Raw genomic sequence first — 17,562 nt, forward strand, 5'->3', positions numbered from 1 at the left:
TTCTCGTACGTCACACGTCCGAGTACTTGGTGTCGGCGGCCGGGTCCAGCGCCAGCCGGTAACCCCGCTTGACGACCGTCTGGATCAGCTTGGGCGCGCCCAGTGCCGTGCGCAGCCGGGCCATCGCCGTCTCGACGGCGTGCTCGTCGCTGCCCGCGCCCGGCAGCGTCCGCAGCAGGTCGGAGCGGGAGACGACCCAGCCGGGACGCCGGGACAGCGCGCGCATCAGGGCCATTCCGGCGGGCGGCACGGGCCGCAGGTCGTCGTCGACCAGGACCGCGTGACCGCGGATCTCGACGCGGCGGCCGGCGACCGGGAGCGTACGGGCCCGGGAGGGCAGTTCGAGGCCGATGAGCTGCACCAGCGGGCCCAGCCGGAAGCGCTCCGGCTGCACCGTGGAGATGCCAAGGGCCTGCAGCGGCAGCGCGGTGACCGGCCCCACGCAGGCGGCCAGCACATCGTGGTCGAGAGCGTGCAGCAACTCGGGGAGGAGTCCGCGGGTCTCGGCGCGGGAGAGCAGCGAGGCGGCGGCCGGGGCGCTGGTGAAGGTGACGGCGTCCAGGGCGCGCGCGACGGCCGCGTCGAGCATGCGGTCGAGCGGCGCGAGGTCCTGCGGCGGCATCCACCGGTAGACGGGTACGACGACGACATCGGCGCCCCCGGCCCGTAGCGACTCGACGAAACCGGGCAGCGGCTCGCCGTGCAGCTGGAGCGCGATACGGCGGCCGGCGACGCCCTCGGTGAGCAGCCGGTCGAGCACCTCGGCCATGGATTCGGACGCCGGGGACCACTCCTCGGTCAGCCCGGCGGCGCGGATCGCGCCCTTTACCTTCGGCCCGCGGGCCAGCAGTTCCACTCCGCGCAGCCGGGCCAGCAGCTCCTCGCCGTACCCCCAGCCGTCCGCCGCCTCCACCCAGCCGCGGAAGCCGATCGCGGTGGTGGCGACCACCACATCGGGCGCGTTGTCGATCAACTCCTTGGTGGCGGCGAGGAGTTCGCTGTCGTCGGCGAGCGGGACGATACGCAGGGCGGGGGCGTGGACGACGGCGGCGCCGCGTCGGCAGAGCAGCGCGCCGAGCTCGTCGGCGCGCCGGGCCGCGGTGACGCCGACGGTGAATCCGGCGAGCGGCCCTGGCAGCTGTTGGTCGTGCATGGCTGTCGTCCCCACGTATGCGGATGGGAGAACCGAGCCTGCCAAGGAGGCATGACAGGCGCGGTTCGCCTGGATTTCGCCGGTGTTACACCTCTGCGTAGCTGAGCTGCGGCTTCGCTTCCGCGACCGGCGTTGCCGTGGTGGCGGGCCGGCGAAGGTATACCGCCCAAGTGACCGTGAAACAGGCCGCGTAGAAGGCGAGGAAGGCGACGAAGGCGGAGGTGCCGGTGCCCGCGGTCAGGAAGGACTGGCGGAATGCGAGGTTGATGCCGAGCCCGCCGAGCGCGCCCACCGCGCCGATCAACCCCATGGAGGCGCCGGACAGCCGCCGCCCGTACGCGGCCGCCGCCTCGCCGGTCATGCCCTTCGCGACCGCCTTCGCCTGGAAGATGCCCGGGATCATCTTGTACGTGGAGCCGTTGCCGACCCCGGTCAGCACGAAGAGCGCGATGAACGCGGTGGTGAAGAGCGCCAGCGACTGCTGGACCGATGCCAGTACGACGACCCCGGTGGCCGCCCCCATGCCGAGGAAGTTCCACAGGGTGATGCGCGCGCCGCCGTAGCGGTCGGCGAGCCGCCCGCCGACCGGCCGGATCAGCGAGCCGAGCAGCGGTCCGATGAAGGTGATGGACGCGGCCTGCAGCGGCGTACGCCCGAACTGCGTCTGGAGGACCAGACCGAAGGCGAAGCTGTAGCCGATGAACGACCCGAAGGTGCCGATGTAGAGGAAGGACATGATCCAGGTGTGCGGATCGCGCACGGCGTCCTTCGACGCCCCGGTGTCGTTCTTGACCGGGGCCAGGTTGTCCATGAAGAGCGCGGCGCAGATCGCGGAGACGGCGATCAAGGGGAGGTAAATCCCGAGCAGCACGCGCGGTCCGCCGGCCGCGCCGATGACCGCGAGCCCGGCCAGCTGCACCACGGGAACCCCGATGTTGCCGCCGCCCGCGTTCATTCCGAGCGCCCAGCCCTTCTTCCGCAGCGGGAAGAAGGAGTTGATGTTGGTCATCGACGAGGCGAAGTTCCCGCCGCCCACGCCGGTGAGCATCGCGACCAGCATGAAGGTGGTGTACGAGGTCCCGGGCTCCATTACCAGGAAGGCGGCGGCCGTCGGCAGGAGCAGCATCGACGCCGCGACGATCGTCCAGTTGCGGCCGCCGAACCGGGCGACGGCGAAGGTGTACGGGACCCGGATGAAGGCGCCGACCAGCGTCGCCATGGCCACCAGGAAGAACTTCCCGGCCGGGTCGATGCCGTACTCCGGTCCCATGAACAGGACCAGGACGGACCACAGGGTCCAGATGGAGAACCCGATGTGCTCGGAGAGGATGGAGAAGCCCAGATTGCGCCGGGCGATCCGCTGCCCCCGCGCCTCCCAGAAAGCCTCGTCCTCAGGGTCCCAATGTTCGATCCACCGGCCAGCCATCACAAGCCTCCACAGGTTTCGGGTCGTGGGAGGGACGCTAGGAGCGGCGCGTTTCCGACCCGGTGGCCCGAGGTGACCGGTGCGAAACCTTGCTCTCACCCGGCCTCCGTCGCGTCTGTGAGCCGCGGGGTGTCACTCATGAGCGTTATGTCGACTTCGGGCAGCCAGTGGGCGGGGTCGCGCTCCAGCCAGCCCTCCTCGGCGGCCAGTCGCGCGGCGGCAGCCCGCAGCGCGTCGACGCCGGGGTGACGGAGGCCCTTGCGCCACACCAGCGAGAGCGGTGACAGCGGTACGGGATCGACGACCGGGCGCAGCACGCTGTCCGGCATGGCCGGAAAGTCGACGACCGCCAGGACCGGGTTGCGGGTCTTCGCCATCACCCGGCGGAACTCCTCGACGCCGATGGCCACGGGCGCGGGCGGCGCGATGCGGATCCCCCGCCCGGCGAAGAGCCGGCGCGCCAGATCCGTCCACTCCAGGGTCCGCGGATTGCCGGCCCCGGCGTACACGCTCTCGCCCGCGAGCGCGTCCAGCGGGATGTGCGCCAGCCCGGCGAGCGGGTGGTCGCGCGGCAGCAGGACGGCCATCGGCTCGTAGCGCACGGGCTGATGGGACAGGAGCGCCCGTACGGCGGGTTCGAGCCCGGCGAAGCGCCCGAACGAGACATCGAGCCGCCCGGCGACGATCTCGGCCGCGGCACCGGTCAGCCCGCTCTCGAAGCGGGCCATCAGCTCGCACTCGGGGGCGAGCTCCCGCGCCCGCGCCAGCACGCGGCCGGACGCCATGCCCTCGCTGTTGAGATCGACGAGCAGCGGCCGCGAGGCTCCCGCGGCGGCCGCCCGCAGATCGTCCTGGGCCTCCAGCACCCGCCGGGCGTACGGCAGCAGCCGCTCACCGTCGGCGGTGAGGGTCACCTGCCGGGTGGTCCGTACGAACAGCTCGGCGCCCAACTCGCGCTCGAGGCGCCGGATATCGCGGCTGAGGGCCTGCTGCGCGACATACAGGCGAGCGGCGGCGCGGGTGAAGTGCAGCTCGCCGGCGACGGCGACGAAGGCGCGGAGCAGCCGGGGGTCCATGTCTCGGGGCACGCCGCCGAATCTACAACGCGAGTGCGTCAATGGTGTCCGAGCAGGTGTTGGACCGCTCGAGGGTGCCGCGTCGAGGGTTGGCCCATGCCGGATTCAGCCAGCCCTGCACAGCCGACTCCCGCCGAGGCCTGCGGCGGGTCTGTTCCCCACCCCGCCCCTTCCCGGAACCGGGGCTCCGCCCCGGACCCCGCGCCTCAAACGCCGGCGAGGCTTGAGTTTGCCGAGGGCACGGCCGAAGGCCGCACTGGGGGTCCCCCCAGGCACGAGGACGGGCTGGGTGGGGGAACGAAGCCCCGCAAGGCCGGCCCCCTCGCCCCCTACCGGCAACTCTTCGCGCCGCCCGGCGCCCCCGCCTTCACCGCGGGCAATCTCCTCGCCCGCCTCCCCATGGGCATGTTCAGCGTCAGCGCCGTCATCATGATCGCCGGATCGCGCGGGTCGTACGCCCTCGCCGGAGCCGTCACCGCGACCGGGCTCGCCGTCACCGCGCTGGTCGCACCGTGGACCGCGCGGCTCGTGGACCGGCACGGGCAGGCCCGTATCGCCGTGCCCGCCACCGCGCTCGCCGCGCTCGGCTCGCTGGCCCTCCTGCTCTGCGTGCACTACGACGCTCCCGACTGGACTCTCTTCGCCGCGTACGCCGCGACCGCAACCACCCCCAACACCGGCGGCATGTCCCGTGCCCGCTGGGCCCACCTCCACCGCGGGGACCCGGCCGCGCTGCACACCGCGAACTCCTTCGAGCAGGCCGCCGACGAGCTGTGCTTCATGCTCGGACCGGTGCTCGCGGCGTTTCTGTGTGCCGCGCTCTTCCCGGAGGCGGGCACGCTCACGGGCTCGGCCCTGATGCTGACCGGCGTACTGATCTTCGCGGCCCAGCGCTCCACCGAGCCGCCGGTCACGCCCCGCCCGGCCGGGACGCGCTCCCCGCTGCGTACGGCCGGGATGGCGCCGCTGCTGGCCGTCTTCCTCGCCACCGGCGCGGTCTTCGGCGCGCTGGAGATCTCCACGCTCGCGTATCTGGACGGCCCCATGGCGGGGCTGCTGCTCGCGCTGCAGGCCGCCGGGTCGTGCCTGGCGGGTCTGCTGTACGGGGCGACACGCCCCGCCCGCAGCCTGCCCGGGCGGCTGGCCGACTGTCTCGCCGCCATGACCGCCCTGATGACCCTGCCGCTGCTCGCCGCCCGCACGGGCTCGGCGGCGCTGCTCGCCGTCGCCCTGCTGCTGGCGGGCGCGGCGACCGCACCGACGATGGTGACGGGAATGACCCTGGTCCAGCGGCTGACCCCGCAGAACAGCCTCAACGAGGGCATGACGCTCGCCGTCACCGCGATCCTCGCCGGCATCGCGACCGGCTCGGCGACCGCCGGCTGGGCGGTGGAGAGCCTGAGCGCGGCGCACGGCTACGTCGTCCCGGCATCGGCGGCGGGCCTGGCCCTGGTCGTGGCCCTCGCGGTGGCGGGCACGACAAAGGCCCGGCTGTCGTGACAGCCGGGCCTTCGCCTCACATGGGATGAGTGGAGATGGCGGGAATCGAACCCGCGTCCAACGGTGCAGAATCAGGGCTTCTCCGAGCGCAGTTCGCTGCGATTTTCTCAGCCCCGGAGATCACGCGAACAAGTCTCCGACGGGCTCAGTCACTGTTTGATTTCCCTCTAAGCCCCGTGACCGGGCTTAGAGGTTTAGTCCCCTAGCTGATGCCAGGATCCGGGTCGGGAACAGCCCCGGGCTGACACCCGAAGGCCTTCGCTAGCTGCTAATTAGGCAGCGAGCGCGAAGGCGCGGGAATCGCTCTTGGAAGTGGCGATTATTGGTTGCGACATATGGTTAACGAGATCATTGCCGCTTCCTCGGCTCGCTTCCCCTGCTTCGACATCCGCTGTCGAAACCGATCATCCCCATGTTGAGTTTTCAATGCGCGCACCTGCTGTGAGGTGCAGACGCCATCGTACGTGACCAAGGCACGACGATGCCACCCTATTCTCCCCGGTCAGGCGTCAGGCCCGGTCAGGGGTCAGGCCCGCTGCCGCCGCTTCGCCGCCGAGATCACGCGGTCCGTCTCCCGCCGGTCCTGCTTCTCCCGGAGCGTCTGCCGCTTGTCGTACTCCTTCTTGCCCTTGGCCAGCGCGATCTCGACCTTGGCCCGGCCGTCCTTGAAGTACAGCACCAGCGGCACGATGGTGTGCCCTGTCTCCTGCGTCTTCGACGCGAGCTTGTCGATCTCCGCGCGGTGCATCAGCAGCTTTCGCTTGCGCCGCGCGCTGTGGTTGGTCCACGTCCCCTGGGTGTACTCCGGCACGTGCACGTTGTGCAGCCACGCTTCGTGGTCGTCGATCTGGACGAAGCCGTCCACCAGCGAGGCCCGTCCCTGGCGCAGCGACTTCACCTCGGTACCCGTCAGCACGAGACCGCACTCGTAGGTGTCGAGGATGTGGTAGTCGTGCCGCGCCTTCTTGTTCTGCGCGATCAGCTTGCGCCCTTTTTCCTTAGCCATAGTGCGGTCATTTTCGCACTAAGACCCGCCCCCGAGGCCACTCAATACTGTTTGGGCCCGTTCCTCGGCCCCCTCGCTGGCCGCGAGGTCCGGTGTGATACCCCGGCCGTCGACGCTGTGGCCCGCCGGTGTGCGGTAGTGGCCGACGGTGAGCTCGGCGACCGAGCCGTCGGGCAGCCGGCTGGGCATCTGGACCGAGCCCTTGCCGAAGGTGCGTGTACCGACGGTGACCGCGCGGCCACGGTCCTGCAGTGCCCCGGTGACCAGCTCCGCGGCGCTCATCGTGCCGCCGTCGACGAGTGCGACGACGGGCCTGTCGGTGTCCCCGCCGGGCGGCGCGTACAGCGCGCGCTGCTCGCCCCGTATGTCGTACGTGGCGACCAGGCCGCCGTCCAGGAAGGCGGAGGCCGCGGTGACGGCCTCGGCGACCAGGCCGCCCGCGTTGCCGCGCAGGTCGAGCAGGACGCCGGTGCCGGCGGGGGCGTCCCTGACCGCGTCCTGCACCCGCACGCCCGAGCCCTTGGTGAAGGAGGCCACCTTGATCATGACGGCGCCGTTCGCCAGCTGTCTGACGGTGACCGCCTCGGTCGTCAGCCTGGTGCGCATCAGCTTCTCGGTCCATGCCCGGCCGTCGCGCTCCAGGCCCAGCGTGACCCTCGTACGGTCGCCGCCGCGCAGCAGCGCCACGACCTCGGTCACGGGACGCTTGTCCACCGGGAAGCCGTCGATCGTACGGAGCCGGTCGCCGGCCTCGATGCCCGCCTTGGCCGCGGGGCCGCCGGGCTGGACCCTTGCGACCTCCACCCGCCCGTCCCGGGCCCGGCGCGCCCACAGGCCCACACCGGTGTACTCGCCGTCGAGGGCCTGCTCGAACTCCTCGTACTCGCTCTTGTCGTACACCGCGCCCCAGCGGTCCCCACTGCGGCTGACGACGTCCTCGGCCGCTTCCGTACCGGACTTGCCGTCGGCCATCGCTTCGGCTGCGGCACGGGCGACGTCGTCGCGGTCGACGGTCGCGGCGGCGGGGCGGGCGGAGAGCTGCGGGGCGTTCTTGTCGCGCGGCAGCGCGTTGGTCGCGGCCGCGGTGGCAAGGACGCTCGCGAAAACCAATGACAGGGCCGCCCCGCGGCGGATGCGGCGGGGCCGAGGGCTGAACTCCGGGCCCGGCATGGCGAACACTCTAGGACAAGCGAAGGGCGCCGTACGGCCGTTGGCCGTACGGCGCCCGGGGTGCTTGTCACACCTTGAGGTACTTGCGCAATGCGACGAAAGCAGCCATGGCAGGCATCAGCAGCCCGATCGCGATCACCAGCGGGAGCTTGGTGATCACCGCGTCCCAGCCGATGAAGTTGACCAGTTGCATCTTCTCGGACAGCGCCAGGCCGTGGTCGATCAGGAAATACCGGCCCACCAGCAGCATCGCGGAGGCGACCAGGCCGCCCAGCAGACCGGCGAAGGCGGCTTCCATGATGAACGGCATCTGGATGTAGAAGCTGGAGGCTCCCACCAGCCGCATGATGCCGGTCTCACGCCTGCGGCTGAACGCCGAAACACGCACGGTGTTGACGATCAGCATCAGCGCAATCACCAGCATCAGCGCCATCACGAAGAGCGCGGCGACATTCATGCCGTTCATCAGGGAGAAGAGGTTCTCCAGGATGTTGCGCTGGTCCTGGACGGACTGCACACCGTCCCGGCCCGCGAAGGCGGTCGCGACGACCTTGTACTTCTCGGGATCGTCCAGTTTGACCCGGAACGACTCCTGCATCTGGTCCGGCGTGATGGTGGACGCGATGGGAGTGTCCCCGTACTGCTCCCGGTAGTGCTTGTACGCCTCTTCGGCCGTCTCCCGCTGGACGGAGTCGACGACGTCCATCTTCTTGAGATCGACTTCGATCTCCTGCTTCTGCTGGGCGGTGACGGCACCCTTGGCACACTTGGGAGACGTCGCCGCGTCGTTCTTGTTGCAGAGGAAGATCGAGACGTTGACCTTGTCGTACCAGAAGTCCTTCATCGTGCTGACCTGCTCGCGCATGAGCAGCGCACCGCCGAAGAGGGCGAGTGAAAGAGCTACGGAGACGATAACGGCGAAGGTCATCGTGAGATTGCGGCGGAGACCGACGCCGATCTCGGACAGTACGAACTGGGCGCGCATGGCGAGTCTTTCAGCCTTTCAGTCGTGTCGCTCTACGGGCTCAGTGCTGGTAGCCGTAGACGCCTCGTGCCTGGTCGCGTACGAGACGGCCCTTCTCGAGCTCGATGACGCGCTTGCGCATCTGGTCGACGATGTTCTGGTCGTGAGTCGCCATGATCACAGTGGTACCGGTCCGGTTGATCCGGTCCAGCAGCTTCATGATGCCCACGGACGTCTGCGGGTCGAGGTTGCCGGTCGGCTCGTCCGCGATCAGCAGCATGGGGCGGTTGACGAAGGCCCGAGCGATCGCGACGCGCTGCTGCTCACCGCCGGAGAGCTCGCCGGGCATCCGGTCCTCCTTGCCGCCGAGGCCGACGAGGTCGAGGACCTGGGGCACGGCCTTGCGGATCTCACCGCGCGGCTTGCCGATGACCTCTTGGGCGAACGCCACGTTCTCCGCGACGGTCTTGTTGGGCAGGAGCCGGAAGTCCTGGAAGACCGTACCCAGCTGGCGGCGCATCTGCGGCACCTTCCAGTTGGACAGCCGGGCCAGATCCTTGCCGAGGACATGTACGAGTCCCTGGCTGGCGCGCTCCTCGCGCAGAACCAGCCGCAGGAAAGTCGACTTGCCGGAACCGGACGAGCCGACGAGGAAGACGAACTCTCCCTTGGCGATGTCCAGAGAGACGTCGCGCAGCGCGGGGCGGCTCTGCTTGGGGTAGGTCTTGGAGACGTTGTCGAATCGGATCACGGGTGCACCACGGTTGGCCGGGGGTAGATGTGCGTGACCTTACGCGAAGCGGACTCGCGCGCGCAGTCGACGTCACAGGTTGCGCATTTTGTCCGGTCGTGGAACGGGTGTAATCCGGCGGGGCGCGCCGAAACACGCGCGAGCTGGCACAGTGGTGGGGAACAGTGGCGTTTCCCTGAGCGTTACTGGGAGAGAAGTGTGCTTACGGTCCGCGCCTGCGGCTCCGGCGCGCGGGAGGAGGAGAGCGCATGACCTACGACCGATTGGTGTGCGCCAACTGCGCGGCCCCGGTCACAGAGGGTCGCTGCCCGGTCTGCCGGGCGAACCGCGAGCGGCTGGAGCAGCAGGGCCCCTTCGGCGGCCTGAGCCCGGTGGCGCTGCTGACCCTGCTGGTGGTGCTGATCGCGGCCGTGGCGCTGCTGGCGGCGCACCAGACCGCGTAGGACGCGCTTTACGCATACGGAAGGGCCCGGGGCGCTGTAGCGCACCCCGGGCCCTTCCGCGTATTGCTGGTCGCTTGTCGCCTAGGCGACGGTGCGACCGCCACCGGCGAGACGCGGCAGCATACGGAAGCCGATGCCACCGGCGATCATCGTCGCGGCACCGATGAGCAGGAACGTGGTCTCGGCGGCGCCGGTCTCTGCCAGCTCCTCCTTGGCCTGGCCCTGCTCGACCGGCTTGGAGCCGGCGCTGTCGGTGTCGGTGTTGTCGGCGCACTCGGCACCGTCGAGGTCGACGGTGCAGGTGCCGGCGTCGTCACCGTTGCCGTCACCCGGGTTCGCCGGGTTCTCGGACGGGTCTTCGGTCGGCTTGCCCGGCTTGTCCGGCTTGCCGGTCGGCTTGCCCGTGGGCTTGTCGGTCGGCTTGCCGGTCGGCTTGTCCGTGGGGACATCCGTCGGGACATCGGTGGGAACATCCGTGGGGACGTCCGTCGGAACATCGGTCGGGATGTCGGTGGGGACATCCGTCGGAATGTCCGTCGGGATCTCCGTCGGATCGTCAGTAGGGCTGTCGATACCGATACCGGCGTCGATGCCACTCTCGTCGGCGTTCGCCGACACCTTGAGGGGACCCACGTCGATACCGACACCGACGGCCGAGGCGGCGCCGGCAGCGGTCAGCGACGCACCGGCAGCGATCACCGCGCCTGCAGCTATTCGCGCCACACGGATCCGCGTCTTCTTGGTCATCTGGCTGCTACCCCCAGTAGCTAATCGTCAATGGAGCAGCGCCCGGGGCGACTTCGGTCGGGGGGTAATCCTGTCTTCCCCCAATTCACACGCGCCCCAGCGATACGCATGCCGCGCGTCAGCTTTCCCAGTTTTCGCACTAGCGTCAAGGTCGTTGCGCGTGCGATGTCCGGTATGAGGGAGCTTGACTGACCTGCGCGGATGCAACTGTGACATAAAAAGGGAACTGCCGCCCCTTGGGCGGCAGTTCCCTTGTCGACAAAGCGAGTCGTTACTTCTCCTGCTGCTTGCGCCAGCGAATTCCGGCCTCAAGGAAGCCGTCGATCTCACCGTCAAGTACCGCCTGCGGGTTGCCCACTTCGAACTCCGTACGCAGGTCCTTGACCATCTGGTACGGGTGCAGGACGTACGAACGCATCTGGTTTCCCCAGGAGTTGCCGCCGTCGCCCTTGAGGGAGTCCATCACGGCCTGCTCCTCCTGACGGCGGCGCTCGAGCAGCTTCGCCTGAAGGACGTTCATCGCGCTCGCCTTGTTCTGGATCTGCGAGCGCTCGTTCTGGCAGGAGACGACGATGCCGGTCGGGATGTGCGTCAGACGCACCGCCGAGTCGGTCGTGTTGACGCCCTGCCCGCCGGGGCCCGAGGCGCGGTACACATCGACGCGCAGCTCGGACTCGTCGATCTCCATGTGGTCCGTCTTCTCGACGACGGGCAGCACCTCGACACCCGCGAAGGAGGTCTGGCGCCGGCCCTGGTTGTCGAACGGCGAGATGCGCACCAGGCGGTGGGTGCCCTGCTCGACGGAGAGCGTGCCGTAGGCGTACGGCGCCTTCACCACGAAGGTGGTCGACTTGATGCCGGCCTCTTCGGCGTACGACGTCTCGTAGACCTCGGTGGAGTAGCCGTGGCGCTCGGCCCAGCGCAGATACATGCGCTGCAGCCGCTCGGCGAAGTCGGAGGCGTCGACGCCGCCCGCCTCGGCGCGGATGTTGACCAGCGCCTCGCGCTCGTCGTACTCACCGGACAGGAGGGTGCGTACTTCCATCTCCTCCAGCGCCTTGCGGACGTCGATGAGCTCGGACTCGGCCTCCGCGAGGGTGTCCGCGTCGTCCTCGGCCTCGGCGAGCTCGAAGAGCACACTCAGGTCGTCCATCCGGCTACGGAGCGCCTCGGTCTTGCGCAGCTCGGCCTGGAGGTGCGAAAGCTTGCTCGTGATCTTCTGCGCCGCCTCCGGGTCGTCCCAGAGGGACGGGGCCGCGGCCTGCTCCTCGAGCACGGCAATATCTGCCCTCATCTTTTCGAGGTCCAGGACGGCCTCGATCGACCCCATGGTCGAGGAGAGGGACTTCAGCTCTTCGGATACATCGACGACTGCCACGCGTCCAGCGTAACGGCTGGGCGCGACACACCCGCCCCCTAGGGTTCCGCGGGCGTCGTCTGCTTCGAGTCCTGCGGTGGCGGCGGGTCCGCGCCGTCGTCGCTCGTGGCCAGCCAGCCGCCGACGCCCACCGCCACGGCCGCCGCGAGCGCCGTGACGCCCAGGGTGATGCGGCGCTTGCGGACGGCGTCGGACTTGTGACGGGCCGATCCCGGGCGGCGCTGCCCGGGGGTGCGAGGGGCGCGGGCCGTGCCGCGGGCGCCGCCCGCCAGCTCGTCGGGGGCAGGGACGCGCATCGAGGTGTGGGTGTCGCGGTTGGAGTCCGCGGGGGCCGCGCCGGGGACCAGGGGGACGGCGCCGCGGCGGCGGGGTTCGTCGGGAGTGGCCCGCACCACGTCCTCGTAGGGCTCCACTGGCGGCTCGGCGTCCGGCTCGTCGACGTCGAGCGGCGGCATGCCGGCGAGGAGCGGGAGCAGGTCGTGCAGGCGGGTGGCCAGCTCGGAGGCGCGCAGCCGGGAGGCAGGGGCCTTCGCCAGGCACTGGACGATGAGCTGCCACAGCTCGTCGGGGATGCCAGGGAGGGGGACCACGGTCTCGGTGACATGGCGGCGCAGGACCGCGCCGGGGTGTCCGCCGCCGAAGGGCGTGAAGCCGGCGAGAAGTTCGTACAGGACGGTGGCGAGGGCGTAGATGTCGACCGCGGCCCGGGGCGGCAGGCCCTCGACGATCTCGGGGGCGATGTAGTCGGGGGTGCCGATGATGCCCGACGGGTTCGGCGGATTCGTGCCGGTGGGGCGCAGCGCCTTGGTGCGGCGCGGGGTGTCGATCAGCTTGGCGACGCCGAAGTCGGTGAGCAGCGCCGGGTGGGATCCGGCGGGGCCGAGCGGGCCCTCCATGTCGAGGAGGATGTTCTCGGGCTTGACGTCGCGGTGGACGACCCCGGCGGCGTGGGCGGCTGCGAGGCCGTCGGCGACGTCCGCGATGATCGCGACCGCCGCCTCGGGGGCGAGGCGGCGCTCCCGGTCGAGACGGGTGCGCAGATCGGTGCCGCGTACGAGATCCATGACGAGCGCCAGGTCGTTGCCGTCGACCACGAGGTCGCGGACGCCGACGACCCTGGGGTGCTCGAGCCCGAGCAGGGCGGTGCGCTCCTGTACGAAGCGTCCGACCAGTTCCTGGTCGGACGCCAGGTCCTCGCGCAGCAGCTTGATGGCGACGGGGCCTTCGGGGCCCTCGCCGAGCCACACCGTGCCGGCGCTGCCCCGCCCCAGGATCTGGTGGGCCGAGTACCGGCTGCCGATATTCCGTGCCAAGACTGCTCCCTCAGCGGCTGGCGTTGCCCGCTGTGTCTACCCGGGGGACAACCCCCGGACCCCCGGACCCGAAAAGCAGGCCGGGCACCGTGACCGACGGGGACACGCGAGGCGCACCTGAGTAAGGTACGCGGGCATCCGGGGGCTGTGTGCCCAGGATGGCGCCAACCTTCACTTCTGCGGGCGAAATAGGCCCGCAGAAGTCGACAAAGCAACTCAGTGAATGCTCGGAGTGCTCGGTGGCTACTGTCCGGTGTCGGGACCTGTGCCCGGACCGGTGCCCGGGTCCGAAGCGCCGAGGTCCGAGATCCAGCCCGTCACCGCCGAGATGCCGTCGCCGATGGCGTCCCAGTAGCTCTTGCCCTGCGCGACCCAGTCCTGGAGCGGGGTCAGCTCCCAGATCAGCCAGCCCGCGACGAAGAGCAGGACCACGCTGAACAGGCAGCCCTTGAGGCAGCCGAGGCCCGGGATCCGCATCGGGCTGGCGCTGCGCTGCCTCGGCTGGCGCGGCACTGGCTGCTGGGGCGGCGGCTGCGGGGGCGCGTACTGCTGGGGCGGCGGAGCGTAGCGCTGCGGCTGCGGGCGCTGAGGCTGGGCCTGCGGGGCGTACTGCTGCTGTTGCGGGCGCTGCGGGGGTTGCTGCTGGCGCTGCGGAGGCTGCTGCTGGCGCTGCGGGCGACGGCGCAGCGGGTCCTGGCTCGGGTCGAGGTACTGGACCTGCGTCTGCTCGTTGCGGTCGCGCGCCGCCTGGAGCTGGGACTGCCAGGGGTGCGGGTCGCCGGGACGCGGAGAGCCCGGAGGTACGGGGGGCATGACCGAGGTCGGGTCGGCGCCGTTCTGCGGGGTGCCCGTCTGCTGCATGACGCTGGTCGCGCCATTGGGGTCGTACGCGGCGGGGTTGTACTGGCCGGCGTTGTTCGGCAGCACCTGGGTCGGGTCTCCCGAGCCCGGGACCCCGGGCACGGTGGCGGGCGACGGGTCCGGGGCGAGCAGGGCGGCGACCCCGAGTGCGGCCTCGACCTGAGCGCCTGAGGAGTGCACGCCGATGCCGGCCGCGACGGTGCGCAGCCCACGGGCGAGGTTCTCGGCGCTGGGTCGCTCGGCGGGCTCCTTGCGCAGGCAGCGCTCTATGACCGTCCACAGCGGTTCGGGGACCGTGGTGGGGCGGCGCGGCTCCTCGCTCAGGTGGCGGTGGAGTACTTCGAGCGCGGTGCCACCGGCGAACGGGGGCCTGCCGGTGACCAGTTCGTACAGCAGAATGCCCGCGCCGTAGATGTCGACGGCGGAGGTCTGCGGACGGCCCTCGGCGGACTCGGGCGCGACGTAGGCGGGCGTGCCGACGAACTCGTGCGTACGGGTCAGGCCCGGGGAGTCCGCGAGGCGCGCGATCCCGAAGTCGGTCAGCATCGGGTGCATCTGGCCGTCGGCGTCGGTCTTGAGCAGGACGTTCGCGGGCTTGAGGTCGCGGTGGACGACTCCGTCGGCGTGGCTGGCGGCGAGCGCGTCCGCGATCTGGGCGGTGAGCAGGGAGGCGGCGACCGGCGTGAGGGGGCCGTTGTCACGGAGATAACGGTGCAGGTCGGGGCCGTCGACCAGGTCCATGACGAGCGCGAGGAGATCCCCCTCGACGACGAGGTCGCGGGTGCGCACGATGTTCGGGTGGGTCAGGCGGAGCAGGACGGAGCGCTCGCGCAGGAAGCGCATCACCACGTCCGCGTCGTTCGCAAGCTCCTCCTTGAGGACCTTGATCGCGACGGTCTCGCCGGGCTGGCCCGCCACGGCCGCCTCGGCGCCCGCGGTCTCGTTCTGGCGGGCTCGCCAGACGGTACCCGTGGCGCCGCGCCCGAGGGGCTCCTCGAGCAGGTACTTGCTGCCTACCGGCCGCACGTCATGTGCTCCCTGCTGATCGTGGTCCTTGCGTGGTCCCGGGACACTGTGCCCTTTCCGGGTGTCCGACCCACTTTAGTGCCGCCGGACGGGGGAACGGCCGGTCGTCCGTCCAGTTGGACGTCCGGTGCCCCTCCGCTCGCCTGCCCAGCGGTGTTCGAAAGAAAGACGCGTGCATCGTACGGATGGTTGCCGAACGGCTGTGCCGCGAACGTCACTGCCGTTCCGGATCAGATCCCAACCAGGCATTTTTACGTCCAGAGCCGACCAATCAAGATCACTTACGGATGGCCCCCGGGCGTGTTGTCAGTAGCAGGTGCAAGGATGCCCTCAGCACGGAGCCGTGAGGGAGGGAGCCTCGCGCTGCGTGCCGACCTGCCGGGTGGGGGCGATCACAGGGCGGCTCCCCTGCCGGGTACCCCGCGCAGAAGGGATTGCTGACGGCGATGCAGATCCGGCTGACCGTCCTCGCGCCGCGCAGCGGGCAGTCCGCGGCCGCGGGACAGGCTTATGCGGGACATCCCTCCGCGGGACATGGCTCCGCGGGACATGGCTCCGGGGGACATCCGTCCGCGCGGCGGGCGTGCGACGTGCTGATCACCGCGCCCGCCGGGACGGCGCTGGCCACCGTGGCCTCCGGTCTGGCGGCGGCGGTCTCAGGCCCGGACGTCTCGGGCCAGGTCGTGCTGTACGCGGGCCAGGAGCGGCTCGACGCCCAGCGCCGCACCCTGGGCGAGCCGCCACTGGTGGATGGCGCGGTCCTCTCCCTCCAGGTACCCCATTATTTCGACGAGTCGCCCGTCGAGGACGCGTCCGCCCAGCTCCATGTGGTGGCGGGCCCGGACGCGGGCGGCGTCCATCTGCTGCACGGCGGCCAGATCAGGGTCGGCCGCTCCGCCGACGCGGACGTGCCGCTGGACGACCCGGACGTCTCGCGGCTGCACTGCGCGGTCACGGTCGCCGAGGACGGCCGCGTCACGGTCGCGGACCTCGGCTCGACGAACGGCACGACACTGGACGGCACACCGGTGAGCGCGCACCCGGTCCGCCTGCCCGCGGGCGCGCTGCTGCGCCTGGGCGAATCGACGCTCCGCCTGGCCCCGTACCACCGGATGCCGGGGCTGGCCACGGCTCCGGACGGTGAGGGACACCTGCGGGTGACGCGGGACACCGGCGCCGAAGGCACTGACAAGCCGGGCAAGCCGGTCGAACCGGGCGGCGGCGGGTCGGCTGCCTATGCCTCCGGGCCGGGCGGCCCGGGTGCCGGCCGCCCGGGACAGGGCGGTTCCGATCGGGACGGGGCCGCTCCGTACGGCAGCGGCGCGGCTCGTTCAGAGCCCGGCTCGGGCGGCGGCGGGGCCGCGTATGCCTCCGCGAGCGGTTCGAGTGGCGGCGGCCCGGCACAGGGCTCTCACCGTCCCGACGGGCCGGCTCCGTACGGCACCGGCTCCGGCCCCGGCCCCGGCGCTTCGCAGGACGGTCCCGGCAGCCCCGGCGCCGCCTCGCACGCCCCGTACAACAGCACCCCCCTCGTGCCCGCCCAGTACGACCCCTCATTCCCGTCCGCCCCCACCACCGCCGGCCGGGGCGACGCCGGGACGCTGTACCCGGGCCATCCCGCGGGCGGGCCACACGGCGACGCCGTGCATTCCAGGGCCGCCGACGATCAGGACCAGGCTCCCGCCGGGCCCATGGGCCATGGCACTCCCGCGCACGGGACCCGGCTGCCCGAGGGGGTCGGGCGCAGGCGGGGCATAAGCGCCTGGGCGCGGCGGCTGACCGGCGGGCGGGAGGAACGCGTCGCCGAGGCCGCGCCGCAGCCCGGGCCGCCCGTCAGCGCCGCACCCGCCGTCGAGAGCTGGCCCGACCCCGCCGCCGTCCTGCTCACCGCGCTCGGCCCCGGACCGCGACTCTGGGAGCGCGGGCCCGGGCATCCCGAGTCACTCGTCCTGCGGCTCGGCACCGCCGACCGGGCCGAGCTGCCCGCCGTGCCGGTGACCGTCGGCCTGCGCGAGGCCGGTTCGCTGGGGCTCGCGGGGCCGCGGGCGCGGCTGGCCGGTCTCGCCAGGTCCGCCGTGGCCCAGCTCGCCGCGCTGCACTCACCGGTGGACCTGGAGATCGTGCTGATCAGCGCGGACCGGACGCGGAGCATGGAGGAGCGCAGGGCCGAGTGGGCCTGGCTCGGCTGGCTGCCGCATCTGCGGCCCGCCCACGGCCAGGACTGCAGGCTGCTGCTCGCATACGACCGGGACCAGGCCACCGCCCGCACCGCGGAGCTCACCCGCAGGCTGGACGACGGCCCGCTCGGTCCCGGCTGGCCGAGCGTCGACCACAGGTCCCTCGCCGAGGCCGCCGCGCGGTACGAAGGGGCCCGCACCGTCCTCATCGTCGACGGCGACCCCGGCTCGGCCGTGCTGCGCGAGACGACAGCCCGGCTGGCCGGGGCAGGCTGGGCCGCCGGGATCCACCTGGTCTGTCTGGCCGAGACCCCGGCCGCCTCGGCCGCCTCCCCGGTCGCCGCGACGTACGAGACCGCGTGCGCGGCCTCGCTGGCGTTCCGCGAGTGCGGGGCGGTCGCCCTGCTGAGCGGCGATGTGGCGACCGCGCTGCGTCTGATGCGTACGGCGGGCGGGCAGCCCGCCGGGCACGGCACGGTCGGCGCGGTGGACGCGGTGTCGGCGGCCTGGGCGGAGCGCTTCGGCCGCGCGCTCGCACCTCTGCGCGCCGAGGGCGTGGCCACCGGCGCCC

General features: G+C 71.3%; 14 protein-coding genes and 1 other RNA gene. 3 read left to right on the forward strand and 12 right to left on the reverse strand.

Annotation, left to right across the window (positions count from 1 at the left end; translation table 11 throughout):
• Nucleotides 1-10: 10 nt before the first annotated feature.
• The 3 genes from J7E87_RS09750 to J7E87_RS09760 form a co-directional block, all read right to left on the reverse strand.
• Nucleotides 11-1,153 (reverse strand): uroporphyrinogen-III synthase, encoded by a 1,143-nt coding sequence (locus tag J7E87_RS09750; RefSeq protein ID WP_215092110.1) that lies wholly within the window; start codon nucleotides 1,151-1,153, stop codon nucleotides 11-13.
• Between the two features lie 85 nt (nucleotides 1,154-1,238).
• Nucleotides 1,239-2,579: a NarK/NasA family nitrate transporter gene (locus J7E87_RS09755; RefSeq protein WP_215092112.1), complete on the reverse strand. Its 1,341-nt coding sequence runs from the start codon at nucleotides 2,577-2,579 to the stop codon at nucleotides 1,239-1,241.
• A 95-nt stretch (nucleotides 2,580-2,674) separates the two neighbouring features.
• The gene (locus tag J7E87_RS09760; RefSeq protein WP_374195157.1) at nucleotides 2,675-3,667 is read right to left on the reverse strand and encodes a LysR family transcriptional regulator; all 993 of its coding nucleotides are present in this window, start codon (nucleotides 3,665-3,667) and stop codon (nucleotides 2,675-2,677) included.
• An 84-nt stretch (nucleotides 3,668-3,751) separates the two neighbouring features.
• Between J7E87_RS09760 and J7E87_RS09765 the strand changes: the two genes are divergently transcribed.
• Complete coding sequence (locus J7E87_RS09765) at nucleotides 3,752-5,155, forward strand: MFS transporter (protein ID WP_374195158.1); 1,404 nt, start codon at nucleotides 3,752-3,754, stop codon at nucleotides 5,153-5,155.
• A gap of 27 nt (nucleotides 5,156-5,182) precedes the next feature.
• On the opposite strand, the gene ssrA is transcribed toward J7E87_RS09765, so the two are convergent.
• The 5 genes from ssrA to ftsE all read right to left on the reverse strand — a co-directional run bounded on the left by ssrA (nucleotide 5,183) and on the right by ftsE (nucleotide 9,046).
• Nucleotides 5,183-5,567, reverse strand: a transfer-messenger RNA (tmRNA) gene (gene ssrA / locus J7E87_RS09770).
• A gap of 114 nt (nucleotides 5,568-5,681) precedes the next feature.
• Nucleotides 5,682-6,161, reverse strand: coding sequence for an SsrA-binding protein SmpB (gene smpB / locus J7E87_RS09775; RefSeq protein ID WP_215092114.1), 480 nt, complete (start codon nucleotides 6,159-6,161; stop codon nucleotides 5,682-5,684).
• Between the two features lie 18 nt (nucleotides 6,162-6,179).
• Nucleotides 6,180-7,331 (reverse strand): S41 family peptidase, encoded by a 1,152-nt coding sequence (locus tag J7E87_RS09780; RefSeq protein ID WP_215092116.1) that lies wholly within the window; start codon nucleotides 7,329-7,331, stop codon nucleotides 6,180-6,182.
• A gap of 67 nt (nucleotides 7,332-7,398) precedes the next feature.
• The gene (gene ftsX / locus J7E87_RS09785) at nucleotides 7,399-8,316 is read right to left on the reverse strand and encodes a permease-like cell division protein FtsX (RefSeq protein WP_215092118.1); all 918 of its coding nucleotides are present in this window, start codon (nucleotides 8,314-8,316) and stop codon (nucleotides 7,399-7,401) included.
• A 40-nt stretch (nucleotides 8,317-8,356) separates the two neighbouring features.
• Nucleotides 8,357-9,046, reverse strand: coding sequence for a cell division ATP-binding protein FtsE (gene ftsE, locus J7E87_RS09790; RefSeq protein WP_215092120.1), 690 nt, complete (start codon nucleotides 9,044-9,046; stop codon nucleotides 8,357-8,359).
• Nucleotides 9,047-9,294: 248 nt separating this feature from the next.
• Between ftsE and J7E87_RS09795 the strand changes: the two genes are divergently transcribed.
• On the forward strand, nucleotides 9,295-9,489 hold the full coding sequence (locus tag J7E87_RS09795) for a hypothetical protein (RefSeq protein WP_215092123.1): 195 nt from the start codon (nucleotides 9,295-9,297) through the stop codon (nucleotides 9,487-9,489).
• A gap of 81 nt (nucleotides 9,490-9,570) precedes the next feature.
• Here J7E87_RS09795 and J7E87_RS09800 read toward each other — a convergent pair whose 3' ends face one another.
• The 4 genes from J7E87_RS09800 to J7E87_RS09815 form a co-directional block, all read right to left on the reverse strand.
• Nucleotides 9,571-10,236 carry an LPXTG cell wall anchor domain-containing protein gene (locus J7E87_RS09800; protein WP_215092125.1) on the reverse strand — a complete coding sequence of 222 codons (666 nt, stop codon included), beginning with the start codon at nucleotides 10,234-10,236 and terminating at the stop codon, nucleotides 9,571-9,573.
• A 271-nt stretch (nucleotides 10,237-10,507) separates the two neighbouring features.
• Entirely contained in the window at nucleotides 10,508-11,614 is a 1,107-nt protein-coding gene (prfB, locus tag J7E87_RS09805) for a peptide chain release factor 2 (protein WP_215092127.1), read from the reverse strand.
• 38 nt (nucleotides 11,615-11,652) lie between these two features.
• Nucleotides 11,653-12,927 carry a serine/threonine-protein kinase gene (locus tag J7E87_RS09810; protein WP_215092129.1) on the reverse strand — a complete coding sequence of 425 codons (1,275 nt, stop codon included), beginning with the start codon at nucleotides 12,925-12,927 and terminating at the stop codon, nucleotides 11,653-11,655.
• A 243-nt stretch (nucleotides 12,928-13,170) separates the two neighbouring features.
• On the reverse strand, nucleotides 13,171-14,814 hold the full coding sequence (locus tag J7E87_RS09815; RefSeq protein ID WP_215092131.1) for a serine/threonine-protein kinase: 1,644 nt from the start codon (nucleotides 14,812-14,814) through the stop codon (nucleotides 13,171-13,173).
• A 446-nt stretch (nucleotides 14,815-15,260) separates the two neighbouring features.
• Here J7E87_RS09815 and J7E87_RS09820 point away from each other — a divergent pair.
• The coding region (locus J7E87_RS09820) for an FHA domain-containing protein (protein WP_215092133.1) at nucleotides 15,261-17,562 on the forward strand (2,302 nt) is incomplete at its 3' end.

Origin of the sequence: Streptomyces sp. ISL-1, assembly GCF_018614585.1 — a bacterium.
GTDB classification, from domain to species: domain Bacteria; phylum Actinomycetota; class Actinomycetes; order Streptomycetales; family Streptomycetaceae; genus Streptomyces; species Streptomyces maoxianensis.